Source organism: Anaerostipes sp. 494a, assembly GCF_001940315.1.
Classification (GTDB): domain Bacteria; phylum Bacillota; class Clostridia; order Lachnospirales; family Lachnospiraceae; genus Anaerostipes; species Anaerostipes faecalis.
On sequence record NZ_MJIF01000001.1, the window covers coordinates 1,658,737 to 1,682,028 of the forward strand.

17 protein-coding genes are annotated in these 23,292 nt (G+C 35.8%); 12 read left to right on the forward strand and 5 right to left on the reverse strand.

What is annotated here, in order from left to right; all coding sequences use genetic code 11:
* Positions 1 to 9: 9 nt before the first annotated feature.
* Positions 10 to 2,706, forward strand: coding sequence for a leucine-rich repeat protein (locus BHF70_RS08365; RefSeq protein WP_075759793.1), 2,697 nt, complete (start codon positions 10 to 12; stop codon positions 2,704 to 2,706).
* Positions 2,707 to 2,794: 88 nt separating this feature from the next.
* Complete coding sequence (locus BHF70_RS08370) at positions 2,795 to 3,757, forward strand: D-2-hydroxyacid dehydrogenase (RefSeq protein WP_075759794.1); 963 nt, start codon at positions 2,795 to 2,797, stop codon at positions 3,755 to 3,757.
* 9 nt (positions 3,758 to 3,766) lie between these two features.
* Here BHF70_RS08370 and BHF70_RS08375 read toward each other — a convergent pair whose 3' ends face one another.
* Together BHF70_RS08375 and BHF70_RS13035 are read right to left on the reverse strand one after the other, a co-directional pair.
* Positions 3,767 to 4,813 carry a phosphatidylinositol-specific phospholipase C/glycerophosphodiester phosphodiesterase family protein gene (locus tag BHF70_RS08375; protein ID WP_075759795.1) on the reverse strand — a complete coding sequence of 349 codons (1,047 nt, stop codon included), beginning with the start codon at positions 4,811 to 4,813 and terminating at the stop codon, positions 3,767 to 3,769.
* 61 nt (positions 4,814 to 4,874) lie between these two features.
* Positions 4,875 to 5,507, reverse strand: a complete 633-nt coding sequence (locus BHF70_RS13035) for a TIGR01906 family membrane protein (protein ID WP_075759796.1) — start codon at positions 5,505 to 5,507, stop codon at positions 4,875 to 4,877.
* 153 nt (positions 5,508 to 5,660) lie between these two features.
* Between BHF70_RS13035 and BHF70_RS08385 the strand changes: the two genes are divergently transcribed.
* The 6 genes from BHF70_RS08385 (at position 5,661) to BHF70_RS08410 (ending at position 13,229) form a co-directional block, all read left to right on the forward strand.
* Positions 5,661 to 6,305: a hypothetical protein gene (locus BHF70_RS08385; protein ID WP_075759797.1), complete on the forward strand. Its 645-nt coding sequence runs from the start codon at positions 5,661 to 5,663 to the stop codon at positions 6,303 to 6,305.
* Positions 6,292 to 7,947, forward strand: a complete 1,656-nt coding sequence (gene ade, locus BHF70_RS08390; RefSeq protein ID WP_075759798.1) for an adenine deaminase — start codon at positions 6,292 to 6,294, stop codon at positions 7,945 to 7,947. Before BHF70_RS08385 ends, ade begins: the two co-directional genes overlap by 14 nt.
* 15 nt (positions 7,948 to 7,962) lie before the next feature.
* Positions 7,963 to 8,802 (forward strand): polysaccharide deacetylase family protein, encoded by an 840-nt coding sequence (locus BHF70_RS08395; protein WP_242946355.1) that lies wholly within the window; start codon positions 7,963 to 7,965, stop codon positions 8,800 to 8,802.
* Between the two features lie 60 nt (positions 8,803 to 8,862).
* Positions 8,863 to 10,530 (forward strand): glycoside hydrolase family 13 protein, encoded by a 1,668-nt coding sequence (locus tag BHF70_RS08400; RefSeq protein ID WP_075759800.1) that lies wholly within the window; start codon positions 8,863 to 8,865, stop codon positions 10,528 to 10,530.
* 254 nt (positions 10,531 to 10,784) lie between these two features.
* Positions 10,785 to 12,512 (forward strand): NEAT domain-containing protein, encoded by a 1,728-nt coding sequence (locus BHF70_RS12465; RefSeq protein ID WP_075759801.1) that lies wholly within the window; start codon positions 10,785 to 10,787, stop codon positions 12,510 to 12,512.
* Between the two features lie 60 nt (positions 12,513 to 12,572).
* Entirely contained in the window at positions 12,573 to 13,229 is a 657-nt protein-coding gene (locus BHF70_RS08410; protein WP_075759802.1) for an NEAT domain-containing protein, read from the forward strand.
* Positions 13,230 to 13,300: 71 nt separating this feature from the next.
* On the opposite strand, the gene BHF70_RS08415 is transcribed toward BHF70_RS08410, so the two are convergent.
* Positions 13,301 to 14,614 carry an IS4 family transposase gene (locus BHF70_RS08415; protein ID WP_242946357.1) on the reverse strand — a complete coding sequence of 438 codons (1,314 nt, stop codon included), beginning with the start codon at positions 14,612 to 14,614 and terminating at the stop codon, positions 13,301 to 13,303.
* 836 nt (positions 14,615 to 15,450) lie between these two features.
* The gene (locus tag BHF70_RS08420) at positions 15,451 to 16,785 is read right to left on the reverse strand and encodes an IS30 family transposase (protein ID WP_075759804.1); all 1,335 of its coding nucleotides are present in this window, start codon (positions 16,783 to 16,785) and stop codon (positions 15,451 to 15,453) included.
* A 383-nt stretch (positions 16,786 to 17,168) separates the two neighbouring features.
* Here BHF70_RS08420 and licT point away from each other — a divergent pair, with 383 nt between their 5' ends.
* The 3 genes from licT to BHF70_RS08435 all read left to right on the forward strand — a co-directional run bounded on the left by licT (position 17,169) and on the right by BHF70_RS08435 (position 21,071).
* Entirely contained in the window at positions 17,169 to 18,011 is an 843-nt protein-coding gene (gene licT, locus BHF70_RS08425) for a BglG family transcription antiterminator LicT (RefSeq protein WP_075759805.1), read from the forward strand.
* Between the two features lie 87 nt (positions 18,012 to 18,098).
* Entirely contained in the window at positions 18,099 to 20,003 is a 1,905-nt protein-coding gene (locus BHF70_RS08430; RefSeq protein ID WP_075759806.1) for a beta-glucoside-specific PTS transporter subunit IIABC, read from the forward strand.
* A complete protein-coding gene (locus BHF70_RS08435) occupies positions 20,004 to 21,071 on the forward strand; it encodes an alpha/beta hydrolase (RefSeq protein WP_008392363.1) in 1,068 nt (355 codons plus the stop codon). It abuts the gene before it with no gap.
* 421 nt (positions 21,072 to 21,492) lie between these two features.
* Here BHF70_RS08435 and tnpA read toward each other — a convergent pair whose 3' ends face one another.
* On the reverse strand, positions 21,493 to 21,963 hold the full coding sequence (tnpA, locus tag BHF70_RS08440) for an IS200/IS605 family transposase (protein ID WP_075758696.1): 471 nt from the start codon (positions 21,961 to 21,963) through the stop codon (positions 21,493 to 21,495).
* Between the two features lie 294 nt (positions 21,964 to 22,257).
* On the opposite strand from tnpA, the gene BHF70_RS08445 reads away from it, so the two are divergent.
* Complete coding sequence (locus BHF70_RS08445; RefSeq protein WP_242946358.1) at positions 22,258 to 23,289, forward strand: IS4 family transposase; 1,032 nt, start codon at positions 22,258 to 22,260, stop codon at positions 23,287 to 23,289.
* Positions 23,290 to 23,292: the final 3 nt, after the last annotated feature.

The following is a 23,292-nucleotide window of genomic DNA, read 5'->3' on the forward strand; positions in this document are numbered from 1 at the left end:
AGGAAAAGAATGAAAAGAAGAATGAAAAAACGATTGCTTGGTATGATGTCCTTTTTTGTGGCTGTCTGCCTTTGTTTTTCTGTAACAGGGCTGCCAATAGTATCAGTGAAGGCTGAAATTCTAGAACCAGAATACGATGGATTTGAGTATGAAGAATATACAGAGTACATTGCTCTTACAAAATACATAGGGAATGATAAGAATGTTATTGTACCAGATGAAATTTATGGAAAAAGAGTAACAAGTGTTAAGGAAGGAGCTTTTAGTGGAAATGCTACGGTGGAAAGTATTGTTTTTCCAGATAATATAAAGCGGATTGGAAGAATAGAAGACTGTAGTGAGTTAAAAAGGGTTGTAATTCCGGAAAATTATGATTATCTGGCAGAAAGATTGTACATTGAAGACTGTCCGAAGCTGGAAGAAGTGAATCATTTTTTTGAAAAAGAGGGAGACAATATCATTTACAAAATACCGTCCAAAGAATTTACTGGAAAGGTTGATTTTTCAGGATGTTCCAGAATTAATATTGTAGAAATGCCAGAGAATATGCAGGAGATTCCAGATCAGGCATTGTATACCTGGAATAATGTAAAGGAGGTCAGGCTGCCGGATACGGTTACAAAAATAGGAAAAGAAGCCTTTGCATATTGTTCAAATCTGGAAAAAATAAATCTGCCGGATGGATTAGCTTTTATTGAAGGGAAGGCTTTTTCTAATTGTCGAAAACTGACAGAGATTCTGCTTCCAGAAAGTTTAAGAGATATAAAAGTCGATGGGTTTGAAGGAACAGGGATTACATCTGCAGAGATTCCATCAGAATGTCAGTTGGGAGAAGGAGTTTTTTCTGCGTGTTCTAATTTAAAAGATATCACGATTCGTGGAAAAGATATTACGATCACACCTTATATGTTAAGAGGATGTGGTAACTTAGAGAATATAAATTTTCCAGATGGAATGGAAAAGATTACAATTGGAGATTTTGCATTTGATTATGATGAAAAATTGAAGACGATCGATGGAGTGTTAAATCAAAACGGAGATCAGGCACAGCTAATAATATCTTCTAAAATAAAATCAATGGGAAGATCTGTATTTAATCATTGTACACAGATTAAACAAGTAAAATTCCAGGAGGATATTAAAGAAATACCAGAAGGGGCATTAGGTGGAGTACAGGAAATTCATTCTGTGCAGATACCCGAGGGAGTAAAAAAAATAGGAGATAGAGTTTTTTCCAACTGTTCGGGATTAGAAACTGTGGAAATACCAAAGTCCGTTACTTTTATTGGTAATCAGGCTTTTTATGGATGTGCAATCAAAGAAATCAAGCTGCCAGAGCAATTGGAATCTATAGGAAATGGAGCTTTTTCTTTTTGCAAAAGATTAAAAAATATATATGTTCCAGGAAATATTAAAACAATCGGAATGAGTATTTTTTCATACTGTGACAATCTGGAGACGGCAGTTATTGATTGTAAGCTTAGAAGTGGTATGTTTTCAGGTTGTGGAAGACTAAAAAAAGTAACTTTGAATCCCGATATAGAGAATGAGATACCATATAATACATTTGTCAATGATTCCGGGCTGGAGGTAATTGAAAATGCAGATACGATTACTGCAATTGGAGAATATGCATTGTATGGATGCAAAAACCTTAGGCAGATGGGAAGCTGGATTGTACAAAATGAGACTTCAAAAGTATTAAATATATCAGATAGAGTGAGAGAGATTGGAGAAAAGGCATTTTCTCATACAGGAATTACAAAGGTGAATTTTGGAGGAAAGAGAACTTCATTACAAAATATATATTTGACAGATGTGGATACTCTGGATGAAATTACAATGACATCTTCGATTACTGTACTTGAAAAAAGAGCTTTTGAAAATAATCGAATTCTTAAAAAGGTGCAGTTATCGCCTGGAATTAAGGTAATACCGGAAAAATGTTTTGCAGGATGTAGAGGGCTGGAAGTTTTGGTGATTCCAGAGGGAGTAGAACGTATTGAGGATTATGCGTTTGAAAATATTATGAATTTAAGCGTATATATGCCATATTCTGTAAAATATATTGCACATAATCTGAGTTCCATCATAAATCAACCTAGTTATATGTACGTATATGCGAATACATCAGCACATGAATATGCAAAAAATCATTCTGATAAATATGGGTTGAAAGGGTATTATATCCGGAGTCCACTTTTAGATAGAGTGGAAATTGTGGCTCCAACCAAAAAAATTTATGTAGAAGGAGAAACTTTTCAGATAAAAGGTCTTAAAGTGATCACATATTACAGAGATGGAAGTAAGAAAATTTTAAATGATTACAAGCTGGTGAAACCAGATATTCGGATTGGAGTTCAAAAGGGAAAAATCAGTTGTCTGGGATATGAGAAAACCTTTGATATTAAGGTGTATCCGAAAGCAGTCAGTGGAGTAAAAGCAAAGTCTTCTAAACGAAAGACAGTAGCTGTTACATGGAATAAAGTCAGTGGATCTTCATATTATAAAATATATCGGGCAACGTCAAAGAATGGAAAATATATTTATAAGAAAAAGATTAAAGCATCTTCCGCAAGAAAATATATCAACACAAGATTAAAGTCTGGAAAAAAATATTATTATAAAGTGTATGCATGCAAAACGGTCAAGGGGAAGGAATGGAGATCCAGAACAGCAAAAATTGTTTCTGCAAAATCACGTTAATGGTAAAAGAGATATTGAATAAGTGATTTTTCAATATCTCTTTTGTGCTATAATATAGTTGAAAATATTATACAAGGAGATAATCTTTATGAAAAGCAAAAATATTCTGGTAGTAATACCATTTAATAATAGACAGAAAAAAACAATCGAAGAAAGTGCACCGGGGTGCAGCTTTACATATACATCCTATGACAAAGTCACAGCGGAGCAGGTTGAGAATGCAGAAATTATTATTGGAAACGCAGATCCATATTATCTTCAGGATGCTTCAAAACTGGAATGGATTCAGTTAAATTCAGCGGGAGCTGATGCATATGTGAAAAAAGGCGTTTTACCAGAGGATGTTTATTTAACCAATGCAACGGGAGCTTATGGACCAGGTGTGGCAGAGCACTTGTTTGCTGTACTTTTTTCCATTCAGAAAAAACTTCATTTATATAGAAATAATCAGGAAAAATGTGAGTGGAAAGATGAAGGAGAAGTACTATCTTTGTTCGGAGGTAATCTGTTAATCGTTGGTTTGGGTGATATAGGGTTATATTTTGCCAAACTTGCGAAAAAGTTTGATTACCATGTGGTCGGAATTAAGAGAAGACCTGGAAAACTTCCAGAGAATGTAGATGAGTTGTATACGATGGAAGATCTGGATCGATTGCTTCCGGAAGCAGATGTGATTTTGTCTGTCCTTCCAGATACAAAGGATACAAGAAATATATTTAATAAAGAACGTTTCAAAAAAATGAAATCTTCCGCGATCTTTTTGAATGGAGGACGTGGAACTGCGGTGAATACTGAAGAATTATGTGATGCATTGGTAGCAAAAGAAATCTATGCAGCCGGACTTGACGTTACAGATCCGGAACCATTGCCAAATCAGCATAAATTATGGAATATGGACAATGCGGTAATTACTCCTCATGTGTCCGGAGAGTTTCATCATCCGGTAACTTTATATCGAATCGCAGATATTGTAGCAGAAAATCTACGCAGATATCTGGCAGGAAAAGATTTAAAGAATATTGTGGATCGGGAAACAGGTTATCGAAAATAAAAAACCGACTTACAGATTACGGTAAGTCGGTATGAGTTCCTTCATGAAACGAATGATAAATGTAGGATAATTTGCCCGGATATAAGATAAATCTATTTGAGCAGGAGTGAGAAAATCGGAATAAACGCCATATACTCCAAGTTTCATAAATTCTTTTGTATGATAAGAGCTGTTGATGGAATGGGTAAAAGAGTAAAGTCCTTTTTCTTTTAAAATATCCATTCGATAGTCATTAATATCGTTTTGAGGAGAGGTAACTCCTTCAATATGATTTGCCAGACAAAAACGAACCATTTCATAGAAAGCAGCATCAGGCTGTTTATATGTAGTATATACAAAATGTTTAAATGGATAGATTTCCTTGATTGTCTGGAACATTTGCTGGTTATAAACCTGGACGATCAGACGATCCAGGAGATATTCTTTATTTGCCTTTCTGGCGGTTTCAACAATGACATTAAAATCGCTGCGAACATCGGCAATTTCATCTCCTTTGGAATCAGTCATCAGATAAAAATCCGGATATTTGTCCATGACCTGGAACATATCCAGCAATGAGGTTGGAGTGTATTTTCCATATATTTTTGTGCTTTTAAAAGTCTGATAACTTACTGCATTGCCTTTTTTGGAAGTAGGATCAGCCAGATTCCATCCCCATTTATGCTTACCGATGGCAACCTGATCTGTTGTAAGGAGAAGATCCATCTCAAAAATACGGTAACCTTTGGCGTAAGCCTGATAGAAACCGTCTATGGAATTAAGATAATCTTTTCCATCCACGCCACCAAGTGCATGTGCCACACCACGGTATGTGTACCATGGTTTTAATACTGGTTTTTGTGCCTGCTTTATTGTTTTTTCAATAGCAGCATGTTCTTTTGCTATCTCCTTTTGGGTTTTTCTCTCCAAAGCTTTTGTATGAATATAATACAGTGTTGGAAGTCCGATAAGTGTTACTAAAAGAAGAATAGTAATAAAAACAATGAAATGTTCTGATTGCTGCTGCTTTTTTAATATTTTACGGATTTCACCGGTTTTAAATTTTTTGGTATTCATAAACAAATCTCTCTGACGATGTAATATATTTGTAATAAATGAAATAAATAATTAACATGTATTATATCATAGATTTGTGTCGAAAAAAAGAACAAAATTTATAAAGTAGAAAACAGGTGCCGCTTCCTGCCAGGATTAAAAGGATTATCATAACAGTGCAATGGAAGAAAAAGGTATCAGGCAGAATATTAATTATAGGATCAAAGTAGGGGTCAAAAATCCAGTAATCATTACTGAATAATAATTTATGAAAAAGAACAAAGGCTTTGTTCCAAAACAAAGAAACTGTAACACCTGTAATGAGAGGTATAGTAAGAGTCAGAATAGAAGTGGTTTTAAGAAAATGATAATTTTTTTGTTTCATCTGGCGGAAGCCTAAAAAGAGGGAACAAAGAAAACTGATTCCCAAAAGAATCTGAACAGCATAAAAAATTTCTCTTACTTCCTGGAAATGGATTCTTCCTTCTTTGGACATTTTCATAGTCAGTTTTAGAGGCTCTCTGGAAAAAACAGAATTATAGTCTATGAGGGAATTGTAGTTTTCACATATGGTTTTTCTGGAAAGGCCGGAAGTTTGTTCTATTTTCAAAGCAGTGATATCATGATAATATAAAATGCGAAAGTTTAGAGTAAAGGTAATGGAACCGGTGATAATAAAAATAGTAAGCACTACAGATAAAATCATTTGTTTCATAAATAAAATCCTTTCAAGTTTTTATTGAAAATATTTGACTATTTTAAGTTCAGTATATATCAGATATGAAATGACGTCCATCTGTAAAAATTGCGATTGAAAAATTTATGGAACGTTATCTAGAAGGAAAGAATAAAGGGAAAGGTTTGGGAAATGAAAGCAGAATTGCAATGTCCAGTGATAGAAAGGAATCATAAAGTTATAGGCTATGGTGGAAATCAGGAATGGTTTACAGGTGAGTTCCAGAAAAAAGCAGGATGTGGCAGCGTTACAGGGAGTAATATTGCCGCTGTATATGCACAGACTGATGAATCTATGAAGTCATTATATCCGGCACATGGCAATCCTGAAGATTATCAGGAGTTTATAAAACTGATGGAAACAATGTACACATATATGAAGCCTGGTTTTATGGGATATCCTCTTATTGGGAGATTTGCTAAAGATTTTGTTAGATATGCATCAGACCAAGGTGTTTCCTTAACTTCGGAACAGGTTTTTCTGCCTCATAATAAGGAAAAGTCTCTTGAGTTTATTATGTCTGCCATTGATCATAAAAATCCGGTGGCGTTTTTGATTCTTAGGCATCCGGCCAGAGAATTCCGGGAAGATAACTGGCATTGGGTAACTATTACCGGATATGATACAGACAGACATTTGATTATATGGTCCAATTGTGGAGAAAGGGAAGAAATTAATTGGGATATTCTGTTTGATTCTCAAAAAAAATATTTTGTGGGAATGGTACGATTTAAAAAGAACCAAATCAGAAGGGAGCAATACAATGGAAAGATATGAAATGGTTTTTAAAAATGGAAAAATCGTGGATGTAAGGCAGGGAAAGATTGTTGAGGCAGATCTTGCAGTAAATCATGGAATTATCTGCGGCATTGGTGATTTTTCCGGAGAGAAAGAAATTGATTGTAAGGGAAAATATCTGTGTCCTGGATTTATTGACAGCCATGTCCATATTGAATCCAGCATGGCATCTCCTTTGGAATTTGCAAAAGCGGTTATGCCTCATGGAACAACTACAGTTATTGCGGATCCCCATGAGCTGGTCAATGTAAAAGGCAATGATGCTATGGAATATATTCTTAATGCAACAGATCAGCTTCCGCTGACGGTTTATGTGATGATGCCTTCATCAATTCCGGCTACACCATTCGAGACCAATGGTGCTGATTTTACAGCGGAAGATATGAAACGCTGGAAAGATCATGAAAGAGTTCTAGGGCTTGGAGAAGTTATGTGCTATCCGGCAGTTCTTGCAAAGGATCCGTCAATTATGAATAAGATTTCGTTATGTAAAGATATGGTGATTGATGGGCATGCGCCGGGATTGACAGGGGAGGATCTTAAGAATTATGTGGCAGCAGGAGTTATGACAGAACATGAATGCACTTCCTATCAGGAGGCCAGAGAAAAGTGTCATGCAGGAATGAAGATTTTAATCAGAGAAGGAAGTGCGGCAAGAAATGTTGAAAATATTATTCCTGGATTATTGAAAGATCCTGATGATATGGAACATTATATGTTTTGTACGGATGATAAGCATTTGGATACTATTGAAAATGAAGGACATATCAGTTACAATATCAAGAAGAGTATTAAGCTTGGACTTGATCCTATACAGGCTGTTGCTATGGCAACATATCACGCTGCTTGTACATATGGACTTGACAATGCAGGGCTCCTTGAAGAAGGACGGGATGCCGATATTGTAATCCTGAATTCTTTAGAAGATGTTCAGGTGGAAGAAGTATATAAAAAAGGTGTAAAAATTCAGAAAGAATTATTTGATCATCTGGACATAGCACCTGTGGATCCATCCATTCTTCACACAGTGGTACTTCCTGAAATTTCCAAGGACAAAATTCAGGTAAAGGCAGAAGGTGCTATACCAGTGATCGGAATGGTGCCAAATCAGATTGTAACAGAATTTTGCAAAGAAGAAGTGCCTTCTATTGATGGTTATTTTAAACCAGATCGTGTATATAGCAAATTATGTGTATTTGAGCGACATCGAGGAACAGGTAATGCAGCGGCAGCTCCTCTTCGTGGATATGGAATTGTCAATGGAGCCATTGCCACATCTGTAGCCCATGATTCCCATAATATTATTGCAGCTGGTGATAATGATGAGGATATTATCAAAGCAGTAGAAACAATCAGGGATATTCAGGGAGGTTATGTTCTGGTATCAGAAGGCAGGATACTCGGAACTCTTCCATTGCCGGTGGCAGGTTTGTTAAGCCAGAAGCCGGCTAAAGAGATTCAGAGGAATATTGATGAGATGCTTCAGAAGGCATGGAGTCTGAATATATCAAAAGATATTGATCCGTTTATTACCTTATCGTTTATGGCATTGCCGGTTATTCCTGAGTTAAGACTGACAGATCAAGGTCTGGTTGATGTTGTTAAATTTCAAAAGATATAAAAAAGGATGGAAAAGATGAAAAAAAGAAGAAAATGGAGAAAAGACCGTGTTGCAGCACTTTTAGCAATTATTGCTGTTTTGGTTTTGGGAAGTGTTTTTATTGTAAAGAGCCGACAGACTAAATACGTATCAGTTAATGAAGGATTAGGACAGTATGTTGTAAAGGCTAACGAAGGAATATTAAGCAAAGATACCGGGAAACAGATGAAAAAGGCTTTATACGTTCCAAGAAAAATAGATAAGACCAAGAAGCTGATTGCCTTTACTTTTGATGATGGGCCGAAACCTGGGAATACGGAAAGAATCATCAAGGCATTAGATAAGCAGAATTACCGGGCAACTTTTTATATGCTTGGACAAAATGCAAAAAGTTATCCGGATATAGTAAAAGAGGTACAGAAATCAGGGAATGAAGTTTCAGGACATTCTTATGATCATCCTCTTTTGACAAAGATTGGAGCAGCAGGAGTGGCCAGTCAGTATCAAAGAATGAATGATGCGCTGGTGAAAGCATGTGGAAGTAAAGCAGCTAATTTCCGGCCGCCATATGGTGGAATCAATGAGACAGTTAAACAGAACATTGATGGACCATTGGTTTTATGGAGTGTTGATACACTGGACTGGAAGACAAGAAATACAGCTGCAACAGTTAAGTGCATATTACAGAAGGCAAAGGATGGGGATATTGTTCTGATGCATGATATTCATGAGCAGACGGTTCAGGCAGTGGAACAGGTGCTTCCTCAGTTAAAGAAAAAAGGATATGAAGTGTGTACTGTTTCTGAACTGCTGGAGGCTAAGGGCATTAAAGTGAAAAAAGGAGATGTAGTAATCAGCGCAAATCAGATTCAGTAGTACATAATAATAGTTTTGGACTGGAGATAGCCAGGAAAACCCTGTTTATGGAGAAGAACTATGAAAAAACAATGGTGGCATGAGAAAGTTGCTTATCAGATTTATCCAAAAAGTTTTATGGATTCCAATGGAGATGGCATCGGTGATATTCAAGGCATTATCAGCAAACTGGACTATCTGGAAAAGCTGGGTATTGATATTTTGTGGATATCTCCGGTATTTCAATCGCCAATGGTGGATAACGGTTATGATATTTCGGATTATTATGCTATAGACCCGATGTTTGGGACTATGGATGATATGGATCAGTTGATCACAGAGGCAAAAAAGAAAAATATTTCAATTTTAATGGATTTGGTAGTGAATCATTGTTCCAGTGAACATCCATGGTTTCAGGAAGCAATGAAAAATCCGGAAGGACCTTATGGAGAGTTTTTTTATATTAAAGACGGAAAAGACGGAAAAGCTCCTACAAACTGGCGGTCCTATTTTGGAGGAAGTGTATGGGAAAAACTGCCGGGGCATGATAATAAATTCTATCTTCATTCTTTTGCAAAGGAACAGCCGGATCTTAACTGGGAGAATCCACTTGTCCGGGAAAAAATTTATGAAATGATCTGCTGGTGGCTGGAAAAAGGTCTGGGAGGATTTCGTATTGATGCGATAATGAACATAAAAAAAGATCTTACATGGGAGAATCTTCCGGCAGATGGACCGGATGGCATGGCAGATGTGTATAAAGTCAGTCAGAGAGTAAGTGGAATTGAAAAATTTCTTATGGAAATGAAAGAAAGATGTTTTGATCCATATGATGCTTTTTCTATAGGGGAAGCCATGTTTTTAAAAGAGGATAATATAAAGAATTTTATTGGAGAGAATGGATATTTTTCGTCTATCTTTGCTTTTGAACCATGTCATGCCTATAGAAAAGGGAAAAATTATAAGGAATATGTCTGGCCGCAGCCGTTTAAAGAATGGCGGGAAGAAACCTTTCATAATCAGAAAATCATAGGAAATACCGGATTTGAAGCAAATATTATTGAAAATCATGATCAGCCCAGAGGAGCAAGTCTGTTTATTCCGGAAGAGGATTATGGATTTCATAGTATTTCAGCATTGGCAACGATTCTTATGTGTCAGAGAGGGCTTCCGTTTCTCTATCAGGGACAGGAAATAGGCATGTGTAATCGTAGATGGAAATTGTCGGAATTTGATGATCTGGAAACCATGAGTCAGTATCAGGTTGCTGTTGAGGCAGGTTATTCCAGTAATCAGGCGCTGGAAATATGCAGACATCACAGCAGGGATAATGCCAGGACACCAATGCAGTGGAATGATAAAGAATATGCTGGGTTTACTGCAGGGATTCCATGGCTTCCGGTTAATGAAAATTATAAAGAAATCAATGTGGAAAAACAGGAAGTCCAGTATGGTTCGGTGTTAAATTTCTACCGCAGACTTATTGCGTTTCGCAAGTCAGAAAAATACAAAGAAATTCTGACCTACGGAGATTTTAAACCTTTGTATCAGGAGGAAGAATCAATTTTTGCCTATACAAGGGAATTAGAAGAGAAAAAGCTGGTATTGATCTGTAATTTCAGTGGTCAGCCAGCAGAAATCACATTAACAGAAGATTATGAAAATGTAATTTTTGTAAATTATCAGCAGACCACAATGATTGGAAAGAAACTACAGATGAAACCTTATGAAGTAGTTGTGCTGGAATAAGGATCAATGAAAAGCATGGCAGTTTTCAAAATAAAAATGTAATAAAAGTGAGAAAAAATATCAGGAATAAAAAGGTGTTGCACAGGTGCAGCACCTTTTTTGTATAGTAAAAATGCGGCTTGTGAGAATATTAAGAAAAAAATCCATTTAGACAGGAAAAATATTCCAATTGACGGCATAGTAAATTTCGTGATAAAAAGAGGTAGTCAAGACTAACCAGGAACGAATTTATATATGCAGTTAAGGAGGATTTTATGAGAAAGATCACAGCAAAAATAGCTGCCGGGGTTTTAGCACTTATGATGGCAGTTTCAACAGTTCCAGAATCAATCAATGCTTTTGCGGGAGAAAATGTGGTAAATGAATTTGGCAAGGCCGGGGGAGAAGCTTTTCTGGCAGGAAATGGAGCTGCACAAACAGAGGTGACTCCAGGAACCTACAGCGTTGCAGTTAAACTGCAGAAATCAGGTACAGATATGGAAGCAGAAGACTATTTTAGTGATGCATACACATCTATGGCAGGAAGCTGTATTAATGGACCGGCAGTCCTTGTAGTACATAAGGATGGGACGGCAACTGCAACATTAAACCTGACATCAGTAAGTATGGGACCTATAACGGCATGGGCATCTGAATGGGTAATTGCTCAGGATAAAACTTACACAGAGTCAAAGGCAGTAAGAGTTGATGAGGTAACAGAAGAAGGAAATCCAAGTAAGATTAGTTTTAAAATTCCGGATATCAGTGCAAACGGTGTGTATGTCTCAATGAACACAGGCGGAAATCATGCGAATAAAGCAATATTTGCCATTGATTGGAAGAATATTCAGAAGACAAGTGATGACACAAGTGATTCTTCCAATGTAGAGGGAGAAGATAATGAAGTTTCTTTACAGGATGGTGTTTACAAGATCAGTGGACAGATGTTGAAAGTTGACAAAGAAAGTTTATCTATGTCCAATGGGGCAATCGATCATGATATGAAACTGACAGTCAAAGATGGTAAAAAAATGCTGACTATGAATTTTAAAGGGTTGACAGTGGCAGGACAGCTTGGCTACCTGGATCAGCTAAAATATTTTCAGACTGGATATACATTGGATCAGTATGGCAATCCACAGGGAATGTTATCTGATGTGACAGTAAATACTTATCAGAAAAATGAAGATGGAACATTGGTCAGTGACTCTTTTGGTACCAGTTATCCGGCAGAAATCACATTTGAATTAATTCCAGAAGCAGAAAAAGATGGATATGTACCTCTTCAGATGGTTGTGCCTGTAATGGAGGCGATATCTGCAGGAACAGGTACACAAACGGTGTTCTTAAAACTGGATTGGACATCACTGAAAGAATGGGTAGAACTCCCAGATGTACCGGAGAAGCCAGCACAGCCGGTGGTTACAGTGAAGACACCGGCAGTTCCGCAGACTGTGAAAGCAGTAAGTGCTGCGTACAGTAAAGTAAAAATCAGCTGGAAAATAGTAAGTGGAGCAACAGGATATGAAGTATATCAATATAATTCCAAAACCAAAAAGTACAGTAAAGTGGCAACTGTGAAAGGAACTTCATATACAAAAACAGGACTGACAACAGGAAACAGTTATACTTTTAAGGTTCGTGCCTATACAACAAAATCTGGAAAAACAGCCTATGGAAGTTATTCTAAAGCAGTATCAGCAAAACCAGCTTTAGCAAAAGTCACTGGTGTGAAAGTAAAAAATTCATCTTCAAAAGCAGCGAAAGTCACATGGAAAAAAGTCAGTGGAGCCAGTGGATATGAAATTGTTCGAGCTACAAAATCCAATGGAAAATTTAAAAAAGTAAAGACAATTACTAAGGGAAGCACTGTGACATATACCAATAAAAAACTGATCAAAAAGAAAAAATATTATTATAAAGTCAGAGCCTACCGTAAAGTTGGAAAGAAGAAAGTATACAGTAGCTATTCCAGTAAAGTGAAAGTAACAATTAAAAAATAAAGCCAAAAGAACAAATCCATTGGTTGATATAATCAATGGATTTGTTATGTCAGGAGAATTATGAGAAATAAAATATTTGCAGGTATAATAAGTGGAATTCTAGCATGCATGATTTTTTTATATGGAATTCTTTCTTTTACAGGGCATTTGGTATCTGCCAATGAAAAAATTCTTTCCAGTGGTACTTATTCCGTTGATGGAATATTAAGAAGTGCCACATCTAATCAGGCATCTATGGGAAATGCAGCTATTGCAAAACCAATGCAGATTATTGCGGATGGAGATAAAATCTATCTGAGAATGGAGTGCAAGGCTTTGACAACCAGCCTGGGAACCGCTCAGTTTACCGGGTATCTGGGAGCTTTTCATTATTTTCCAGGTTGGAAAGGAGGAAGCAGTGGTTATGAGCTGCCGAAAAATGAAGCTCCAGTGGCAGCATCGGTGAAATCTTATTATAAAAATGTGTATGACAAGTATAATCATCCTCAAACAGGAACCGATGCAAAAGTGAAAGGAAAGCTGTATCCCCAATATATGACCATACCTGTAAAAGAAAGAGAAAGTGAAATCTGGGTGCAGGTATACGTTCCAGTAATGGAAGAAATCAGTAAAGGAAGCGGTTTGCAATATGCAAGACTCCAGCTTGATTGCAATGTCATTAAGTTAAGAATCAGTATTGTTATCTCATCAACAGATATTCATTATGTCTGTTGGTGAGATTTTTATTTTCTGCATTCCAAAAAGACAGATTGATTTCTGCCTACAAAAAGATTATATTAAAGTTGATGTTAGTTGTGTCTGAAAGTGGTAAAAACACTCTGATGTCTGGACTTATCTCGTTTAAACGATCGTCCATCCCTGATCGGAGTCATTTCCATTAATATATGTCCTTCTACATCATTTGGAGTTTTTGCATTTCGGAGATAGTCCTTGCACATTTGGAGTGCATTGGTCATATTCGGCTTATATTGATACTTTCCACGATCTCTTTTATATCGCAAATGTTGGGTGATCGTGGTCGTAAAGTTATAAAAGATCATCTTGGCCCATATCTCCTGTTGCAAAAACTCTATTTTTTTTGAATGAAATTCCAGAAGATTGGCAGAATACTTGATCAAACGAAAAGATGTTTCTATTTTCCAGCGTATACAATAAAGTTTTTTTAGTGTTTCTGGTGGAAATTTATTTGCTGGCAGATTCGTGATCAGACATTCTTTCTGTCCATTCGGAAGTACGATCATCACAAAACGCAATGTCATTTTTACATAAGGGTGTTCTTTGTTTATAAAATAGGGTGAATTTCTTGTAGCGACCCTTTTATAAAGCTCTGGATTAGCTTTTGTCCTTTTGTTTTGTGTTTTCGTATAAATATAGGTAACTGTTTTATCAAAAGTACCATCTCTTGGAAATGGATATCCTTTGATCATACTGCCCTGTCCAAAATCTTCTCTTGCACGGATCAGGAAATAGTTTCCATCATGTTGGATCTGTGCCATCAGCAGATAACTTTCATAGCCACGGTCTGCGATAAACAGAGCTTTCTGCGGAAAATTTTTACGTTCCAACATCACAGAAAATACGTGAGTTTCACTATGTGTTCGAAAAGGTTCGATATAAGCATCACAGTATCTTTCATTGATAAGATCATAGATACAGGAAACATGAAACTGATAAGCAGGTCGGGTAGAGTCTTTATTGGTACGTACGCGTGCGTATTCTTTATTTTCATTTATTCTGTCCATAGGGACCGTGACACCAGTACCATCAACAGATAAAATATGAAGATTATACAAAGTTTTATCTGGAAACGGGTCATTAAATCTGTAAAAAAGAGTTTGAAATGCAGACAATTTTAATTTTTTTTGCTGTTGAAGAAATGCAGAAGTAGTTGGAGTTTTTTCAACTTTTGGAATGTAGCGTTTTATGCAACGGCCAATGCTGCCAGCATCATAAGTAACAATCGTATTAATGGTATCTTGAAAGGATAGTTTTCTTTTTCTTGTAAAATCTTTTTCTGGATTTTTAACATACGAATCTCGATTTTTAGCCATATCATTTAATATAGTTAAATAACGTTTTTTTACTTTCTGTGCATACTTCATAATCATTCACCTCCTACCTAATACATCACTCTTTATCCTGAGTTTGTCAATATATAAAAACAGAGATAAAAGATAAATTTAAAACTTATCTTTTATCTCTGTTTTTCTTAACTTAATGACATTGCAAATTTGCTGCGAACCTGTCAAAATAACGGCAAAATTTCAATGGTTCTGGATCTTCTATTCTTTTATTTCGTTTTTCTAAGATACCTAAAGTTTACAGGTATTAAATCCAATAAATCAAAACTCATAGTATATATGTTTTATTGTATTGGATTATATATTTAAGCAGTGGATAAATGAAAATTCTCTCATTTTAAGGCCTCGTAGAAATTAAGATAAAGTTTTGTGTTCGTAGACGGAAGGATTGTGATATACTGGCAGATATCATTTGAAAGTTGAATGAAAATGTAAATTCCACTTGTAAACTTAAATTCCATACTGAAGACTAAATTCAGTTTTATTAGGGTTTGACATATGTTGTCAGACCCTTTATTCTTGAATTTAGTTATTCTGGAACATATGTATTCTAAAAAAAAGTATGCGGTCGCCAGCAACTGGAATTGGATCCTGCAAGACTGAATTCCACCTGCCTAGGGACAAAACTATGGTGGCTCATATCCGCAGATTTATATTGTTTGGGAGCATTTGTCGCAGGATAATTAAAGTGTTGACATCAGGAACCCATATCTATGCTGTAACAGGCTTGGGAACAGGCTCGGCACCTGGTCCTATTGGGACAGGACCAGGTACAAAGCCTGTTGGCATGTTGTGCCAGCCTAGCATAGATATCCCTAATGTAAACACATGAAATACCAGCTTCTCATGCTCGCGTGTTACGCGTTTACTTCGATTTTACCCTTGAGTAGTGCGGGCGTAAGTATAACTTCGTCCGCAGGTATTTCTTTTAAACCGAAGAAATCCAGTAATTCTTTTGGCAGCATCATTTTTGCAAGAGCGAATGGAGTTAAGCCACCAAGACTCTCGCGGCAAGAACTATTGATGTGACTCATCATAAGATTTACATCGTTCTGATTTAATCTATCAAAAGTAGTGATAGTTTTTGGACAGATTTTTCTGATATACTCATGGTTTTTTTCACAGTGTGGTTTCTGCCATGAAGCCATTGGATCACAGTAGTAGATGCTTGTTCTTAGTATGTTGTCGATTCCGCATTCTAGGGTCTCTAGGTGCTTGAATTCGCCACCTCTGTCGGTGATTATCAGAGGCATTGTTTTACAAAAAAGATGAGATCCAATTGCTTTGTTAATTCTATCAAAAGTTTTCTCGACACCAATTGATTCTTTGGAGTCAAGAAGGTAAGCCATCATGAAATCGGCATTACAAAAATGAAGAGTTAAGAGGACTTTGCTGCTTCCTTCCGGGCCAACCACTGTATCCATCTCGGTTATCTTTGTATCGGGATATTCCCTCAGATAATTCTGAAGGTCTTTATAGGTACGACCTTCAAAAACACCGGTATCATCGATTTCAGTTCTGTGACATTGGCGAGGCTTGTAGGTCACTTTCTTGGGAAGATCCATGTTTCCGACAGAAAATACGCCGGCATCGATGTAGTTGTAGATAGTCTTTTCACACTGTGTGATTTCCGGATGATTATGAAGGATGGTGTAGACTGACTGACCATTTTCAACCAGAGGACTAATGATATCATCAAGAGCTTTGATTTTTTCTTGGGAAGCATTAATTCCTGCTCTGGACTCTACAAGAATAGTCTTGTATTCTTTATGAGCTCGTGTGGCACGATAATAGAACTTATCAAGACGGCAGCCGCTCTTTTTTGAACATCCATTGCAAACATAGGGTGCTTTCTTTGTTTTGGGGCATGAGTAATCGAATGGAACATAATCTTTGCAATAAGTATGACATTTGCTACATCTTTTACATTCCCTTTTGCAAAAGAGTTCCGTACTGCAAACATGTTTCTTGTGACAGTCCCTGGCAAGAGCACAACGAAAGGCTGGCTCATTGAATTTGTTATGTTCTTGAAAAGCCCTATGCTTCTTTATCTCTTTAGAGATAGTGGTAGGATCTTTACCTAGTTCGGCAGCAATGGCAGACAAGGGCTTGGAAGCATCTAACCCCTTTTCGATCACTACACGGTTATCCTGGGTCATGTGTTTCTGGTTTGTTTCTATTTTCATTGACATATTTACCTCATTTCTACTGCGGATAAGAGGCAATATGTAGCATACATGGAATCTGACCAGAATGTAAGACTAAATTCAGCCTAAGGTGGAATTTACTTTTTTATTTAACGGATATCATTTGAAAAATTTATTCAGTTGACAATTGCTATGGCAGTGGGTATAATAAAAAGGTATAGAGATTGTGACCGTTTTAAGTAATGGGCGATACTCTGTTTTATTAGACATTTAAATTGGATTGCGATTGTGAAGCCAAGCATGACCTGTATAGTATATGTTATTGCATAAATTATAGGGTCATTTTTTATTTTGGCATGAATTTGCTGAAACGGATATAAGAAAAGGTGAGGCCAGTCTTGGAATATATCATTTGGAAAGGGAGATACATGAAAATTAAGAAAAAACTTAATAATAATGTAGCTGTCGTGACAGATAAAACTGGAAACGAAATTATTGTTATGGGGAAAGGAATTACTTATGACAAGAAAGCAGGAGACTGTGTTGATGTAGAACAAGTTGAGAAACAATTTGTTCCATCAAATAAAGATTTTTCAATGAAATTTCAGGAAATATTATTGGATATTCCATCAAAATATTTAGAAGTCAGTAATTGTATTATTGAACGAGCAAAGAAATATTTAGATGCAGAGATAGATGATAATATCTACATTTCATTGACAGATCATATCCATATGGCGGTAAAGCGCTATCTGGATGGAATGCAGGTTCCAAATCCATTATTATTGGATATCAAACGATTTTATAACAAGGAATATGAGATTGGATGTCAGGCATTGGAGATTATTAAAGATCAGCTGAAAGTAGAACTGCCAGAAGATGAAGCCGGTTTTATAGCATTTCATTTTGTGAATGCGCAGCAAAATCTGGAATCTTCCAAAATGGTTGATATCATGAAGCTTGTAAAAGAGATTACGAATATTGTGAAATATCAGATGGGATTAGACTTTGATGAAGAATCGGTATATTATTATCGGTTTATCACACATTTAAAATTTTTTGCCCAGAGACTATTTTTAGAAAATAAGCAGTACATAGATGAAGATAATCCATTATATCATATTGTAAAAGAACAATATAAGAAGGCATTTAATTGTACTCAGTCAGTTGTAAAATTTGTAGATAATAAATACAATTATAAGATATCCAAAGAAGAACAGTTATATTTAACAGTACATATTGAAAATATTATAACAAAAAGTAAAAAATAATTGGATTGTAACGATGAATAAATTCAAATCGGCGAAACCAAGAGTCTTTATGGACTCTTGGTTTCTTATTTTTTAAGGAGAAATAATATGAGCGATAATAAAACTTTAGGAAAAAAGATTATAGAGGCAGCAGGAGGCGCCAAAAATATCAAGTCAATTACAAACTGTGCGACGAGATTAAGAATGTACATTAAAGACGTATCAAAATATGATGAAGAGTCAATTAAGAAAATTGATGGTGTTATGGGAACATCAATTGTTGGAGATCAGTATCAGGTTATTGTAGGACCGAAAGCAATCCATTTATGCAAAGCAATACAGGATGCATATGGAATTGCAGGTGCAGGAAAGAAACCGGAAAAAGCAAAAGGAAATATAGTAAACAGATTTTTAGAAACAGTTTCTGGTTGTATCGCACCATTAGTTCCGGCATTAGCAGCCTCAGGTCTGATCAAGGTATTATTAACGATTTGTTCTATGCTGAATTTGCTTCCAGAACAGAGCCAGACATATGCATTATTAAGTACAGCATCAGATGCCGTCTTTTATTTTATGCCAGTGATTCTTGCATATACATCTGCCAAACGTTTTCAATGTAATGAAGTATTGGCAATTGTAATTGCGGGAGTGTTATTACATCCTAATTTTGTAAGTATGGTAACACAGACACAGGAACAACATATGGCAATTCATTTCTTAGGACTGCCAGTAACACAGACAAGTTATAATGGAACTGTTGTACCGATTATCCTGACAGTATGGGTGATGTCATATATTGAGAAATTTATTGACAAAATATTGCCAGAAGTTGTGGTACATTTATTCAGACCATTATTAATTGTTTTATTTATGACACCGATTGCATTAATCGTAACAGGACCTGCAGGAGCAATTTTTGGACAGGGATTAGCCGTTGTATTACAGACAATTTTTGCAAAAGCAGGATGGGTTGCACTTGCATTAACTTTACTTGTAACAAGTTTCTTATGTATGACAGGTATGCATCTTGCTTTAATTCCAGTAGCAATGACATCCATTGCAGAAGTTGGATATGATGAATTTGTATTAGTTGTATTTTTATGCTTTACATTATCTCAGGGAGCAGCAGCATTAGCGGTTTTATTAAAAACAAAGAATTCAAAATTACGTCAGCTAGCAATTCCAGCAGCAATTTCAGGATTATTTGGTGGCACATCAGAACCAGCATTATATGGAATCAGTGTTAAAATGAAAAAACCATTATATGCTACAATTATTGGATCAACAGTTGCAGGAATTTATGCGGGTATTGTACATTTAAAAGTTTTCGCATTTGGATTGTTCTCAGTTGTAGGAATTCCAGGATACTATAGTGCAAAATATTCAAGCAACTTACAGCATGCAATCATCACAGCAGCACTTACGATAGGTGTTACAATGATCGCTGTATGGATCTTAGGATTTGATGACAGTGTTTATGATGATTATGATGAAGAATCTGCGGAAGATGTGGATACTGCATCCATCGTATTAAATGAAAATGTCGATGATTCAGAAGTTGTCAGCGTAACATCAGGAAAGATTGTAAAACAGGAAGATATCAAAGATGAAGTATTTTCAACAGGAGTCATTGGAAAAACAGTAGGAATTGTATCTAATGATGGAGTTTGCTATTCTCCAGTTGACGGTGAAATTGCATCTGTATTTCAGACAAAACATGCAATGGCATTTAAAAGCAAAGAAGGAACAGAGGTTTTAATGCATGTTGGGATTGATTCAGTGAATTTGGAAGGAGAAGGATTTAAAGTCTTTGTAGAAGAAGGAGATACTGTAAAAAAAGGACAGAAAGTATTAACATATGATAAGACAGTATTTGAGAAAAATAACATCGATGAAACAACGATTATGGCAATTTCAAATACACAAGATTATGAAGATATACAAATGTTAGCGAAAGGAGAAGAAATCATAGCAGGAGATCCGATTTTCGCAACATTGGCAAAGGAGGATTAGATGCGCAAGTATAAAGAAGAATTGGTGGCGAGATTGCAGAATGATTCTAAATCTGTAATGGAAGATGGTGTAGAATTCATCGTAAAACCTATTCCAGAAATTGAAAAGACATCTGGAATGGATCCAAGAATGTTGAAAGCAGCAAAAGAAAAAATCAAAAATTTGCCAACAGAATTTTCGATTGACGCATTTCAATTATATGGGGAACGTTACAGACCTGATAAGAAGAACTATGATCTGACAGAAAATACGATTAATACAAAGCAGAAATTAATTCAAGTGAATGAACATTATATTAATACATTCTTTTATTATCCTGATAATAAAGAAGATATGCCGATTGTTCTATACATTCATGGGGGAGCATTTATGACAGGTGATCATACACAGTTTGAGAATCAATGCCGATTTATAGCGGAGAAAGCTCAGGCATGTGTTGTTTTTCCAGAATATCGATTAGCACCAGAAAATCCATTTCCAGCAGGAATTGAGGATGCATTTGAAATTTTAAATTGGATTTATGATCATGCAGATGAATTGAACGGAAATAAAAATAAAATAGTGGTTGCTGGAGACAGTGCGGGTGCCAGTATTGCAAATGCATGTGCATTAATGGATCAAGAACATAAGATTCGCTTGTTATTTGAGATTTATCCATGTTGTGATATTGATAATTCGAATAATCCTAAAAATCCTTGGGATAAGAATTACTATGATATTCCAGAAGATGAAGAAAAATATATTGTTGGTCGTATGAAGAGATTAGATAATTCTGGGAAAATGATGAGGGAATTGTATTTGGGAAAAGAAAAACTTGAAAATCCATATGCATCAATTATTTATCAAAAAGATTTATCTGATTTTCCACCAGTTGTTACTGTAGTAGGTGAATATGATTTCTTAAGATTTAGTGTAGATATATTTACAAAAAGATGTGTAGATCATGGGAAATTAAGAAGAACGATTCGATATCAAGGATGTGATCATGGCTTTTTTGATATGATTGGAGTTATGCCGCAGGCAGAAGATGTGATTTTGGAGATGGCGAAAGATATTATGAATTTGTAGATCAAAAAATATACAGAGAGGTCTCATAGAAATTAAGATAAGAGAATGTTTAATTATTTCGTCAAATCGGTGCTGTTTAAGCCCCTTCATCTTCTGTTAACGAATACAAAAATTATCAACTAATATCGTATAACATACACACTGTGTGGTGGTTTGAATAGACTTCAGGTGTATGTGACAGAAATAAAAGAAAAACAAATATTTGAAAGAATCAAGGTGGCAAACATGAGCACTTTTTGAGTGCGTTTTTTACAAATTCGCAGTGCCTGTGCAATGTCATTAAGTTAATCATAACCTCCACTGACAAGTGGAGGTTTGCTCTGTCCCTGTAAGGGACTTTTACCTGCTTAGGTCTCAAAGACCTCTCGAATAAAAAGCCTCAACCGCACCATATTTACATGGCTAATCCTTAAAGGATTTCCTATTTGCCTTTTATTACTGGCTCACCCGTAAACGGGTCAATATATTCTTTTAGACTTAACTGATCATATGCTTGATCATCCTGCAGTTGATTCTTTATATATTCTTGTATTTTTTTCGCATTCTTTCCTACTGTATCTACATAATACCCCCTGCACCAGAATTTTCGATTTCCATATTTATATTTTAAATTCGCATGTCGATCGAATATCATTAGAGAACTTTTTCCTTTTAAATATCCCATAAAAGATGAAATACTTAAATTGGGTGGAATTCTCACAAACATATGAATATGATCTATACAACATTCTGCCTCTATGATTTCGACACCTTTTCTTTTACAGAGTATTCCTAGAATTCTTCCTACATCTTCCCTGATATTCCCATATACAATCTGTCTTCTATATTTTGGTGCAAATACAATATGATATTTGCATTCCCACTTTGTATGTGATAATGTTTTCTTATCCATTTGGATATTCCTCCTTTGTTCTTTTGTGCGGTTTGAGACCCACACAAATTATAGAACATTGGAGGTTTTTTATATACGGCTAAAGCCAAAATCGTGCTCCACCAGCAGAGCTGGTGGTTTATTATTTCGTGCCGGAGCATTCTCCTTCTGAAGAACACTCCAGCACTCAACAGACTAAAGTCACCAAGAAAAACAGAGATAAAAGATAAGTTTTAAATTTATCTTTTATCTCTGTTTTTATATATTGACAAACTCAGGATAAAGAGTGATGTATTAGGTAGGAGGTGAATGATTATGAAGTATGCACAGAAAGTAAAAAAACGTTATTTAACTATATTAAATGATATGGCTAAAAATCGAGATTCGTATGTTAAAAATCCAGAAAAAGATTTTACAAGAAAAAGAAAACTATCCTTTCAAGATACCATTAATACGATTGTTACTTATGATGCTGGCAGCATTGGCCGTTGCATAAAACGCTACATTCCAAAAGTTGAAAAAACTCCAACTACTTCTGCATTTCTTCAACAGCAAAAAAAATTAAAATTGTCTGCATTTCAAACTCTTTTTTACAGATTTAATGACCCGTTTCCAGATAAAACTTTGTATAATCTTCATATTTTATCTGTTGATGGTACTGGTGTCACGGTCCCTATGGACAGAATAAATGAAAATAAAGAATACGCACGCGTACGTACCAATAAAGACTCTACCCGACCTGCTTATCAGTTTCATGTTTCCTGTATCTATGATCTTATCAATGAAAGATACTGTGATGCTTATATCGAACCTTTTCGAACACATAGTGAAACTCACGTATTTTCTGTGATGTTGGAACGTAAAAATTTTCCGCAGAAAGCTCTGTTTATCGCAGACCGTGGCTATGAAAGTTATCTGCTGATGGCACAGATCCAACATGATGGAAACTATTTCCTGATCCGTGCAAGAGAAGATTTTGGACAGGGCAGTATGATCAAAGGATATCCATTTCCAAGAGATGGTACTTTTGATAAAACAGTTACCTATATTTATACGAAAACACAAAACAAAAGGACAAAAGCTAATCCAGAGCTTTATAAAAGGGTCGCTACAAGAAATTCACCCTATTTTATAAACAAAGAACACCCTTATGTAAAAATGACATTGCGTTTTGTGATGATCGTACTTCCGAATGGACAGAAAGAATGTCTGATCACGAATCTGCCAGCAAATAAATTTCCACCAGAAACACTAAAAAAACTTTATTGTATACGCTGGAAAATAGAAACATCTTTTCGTTTGATCAAGTATTCTGCCAATCTTTTGGAATTTCATTCAAAAAAATAGAGT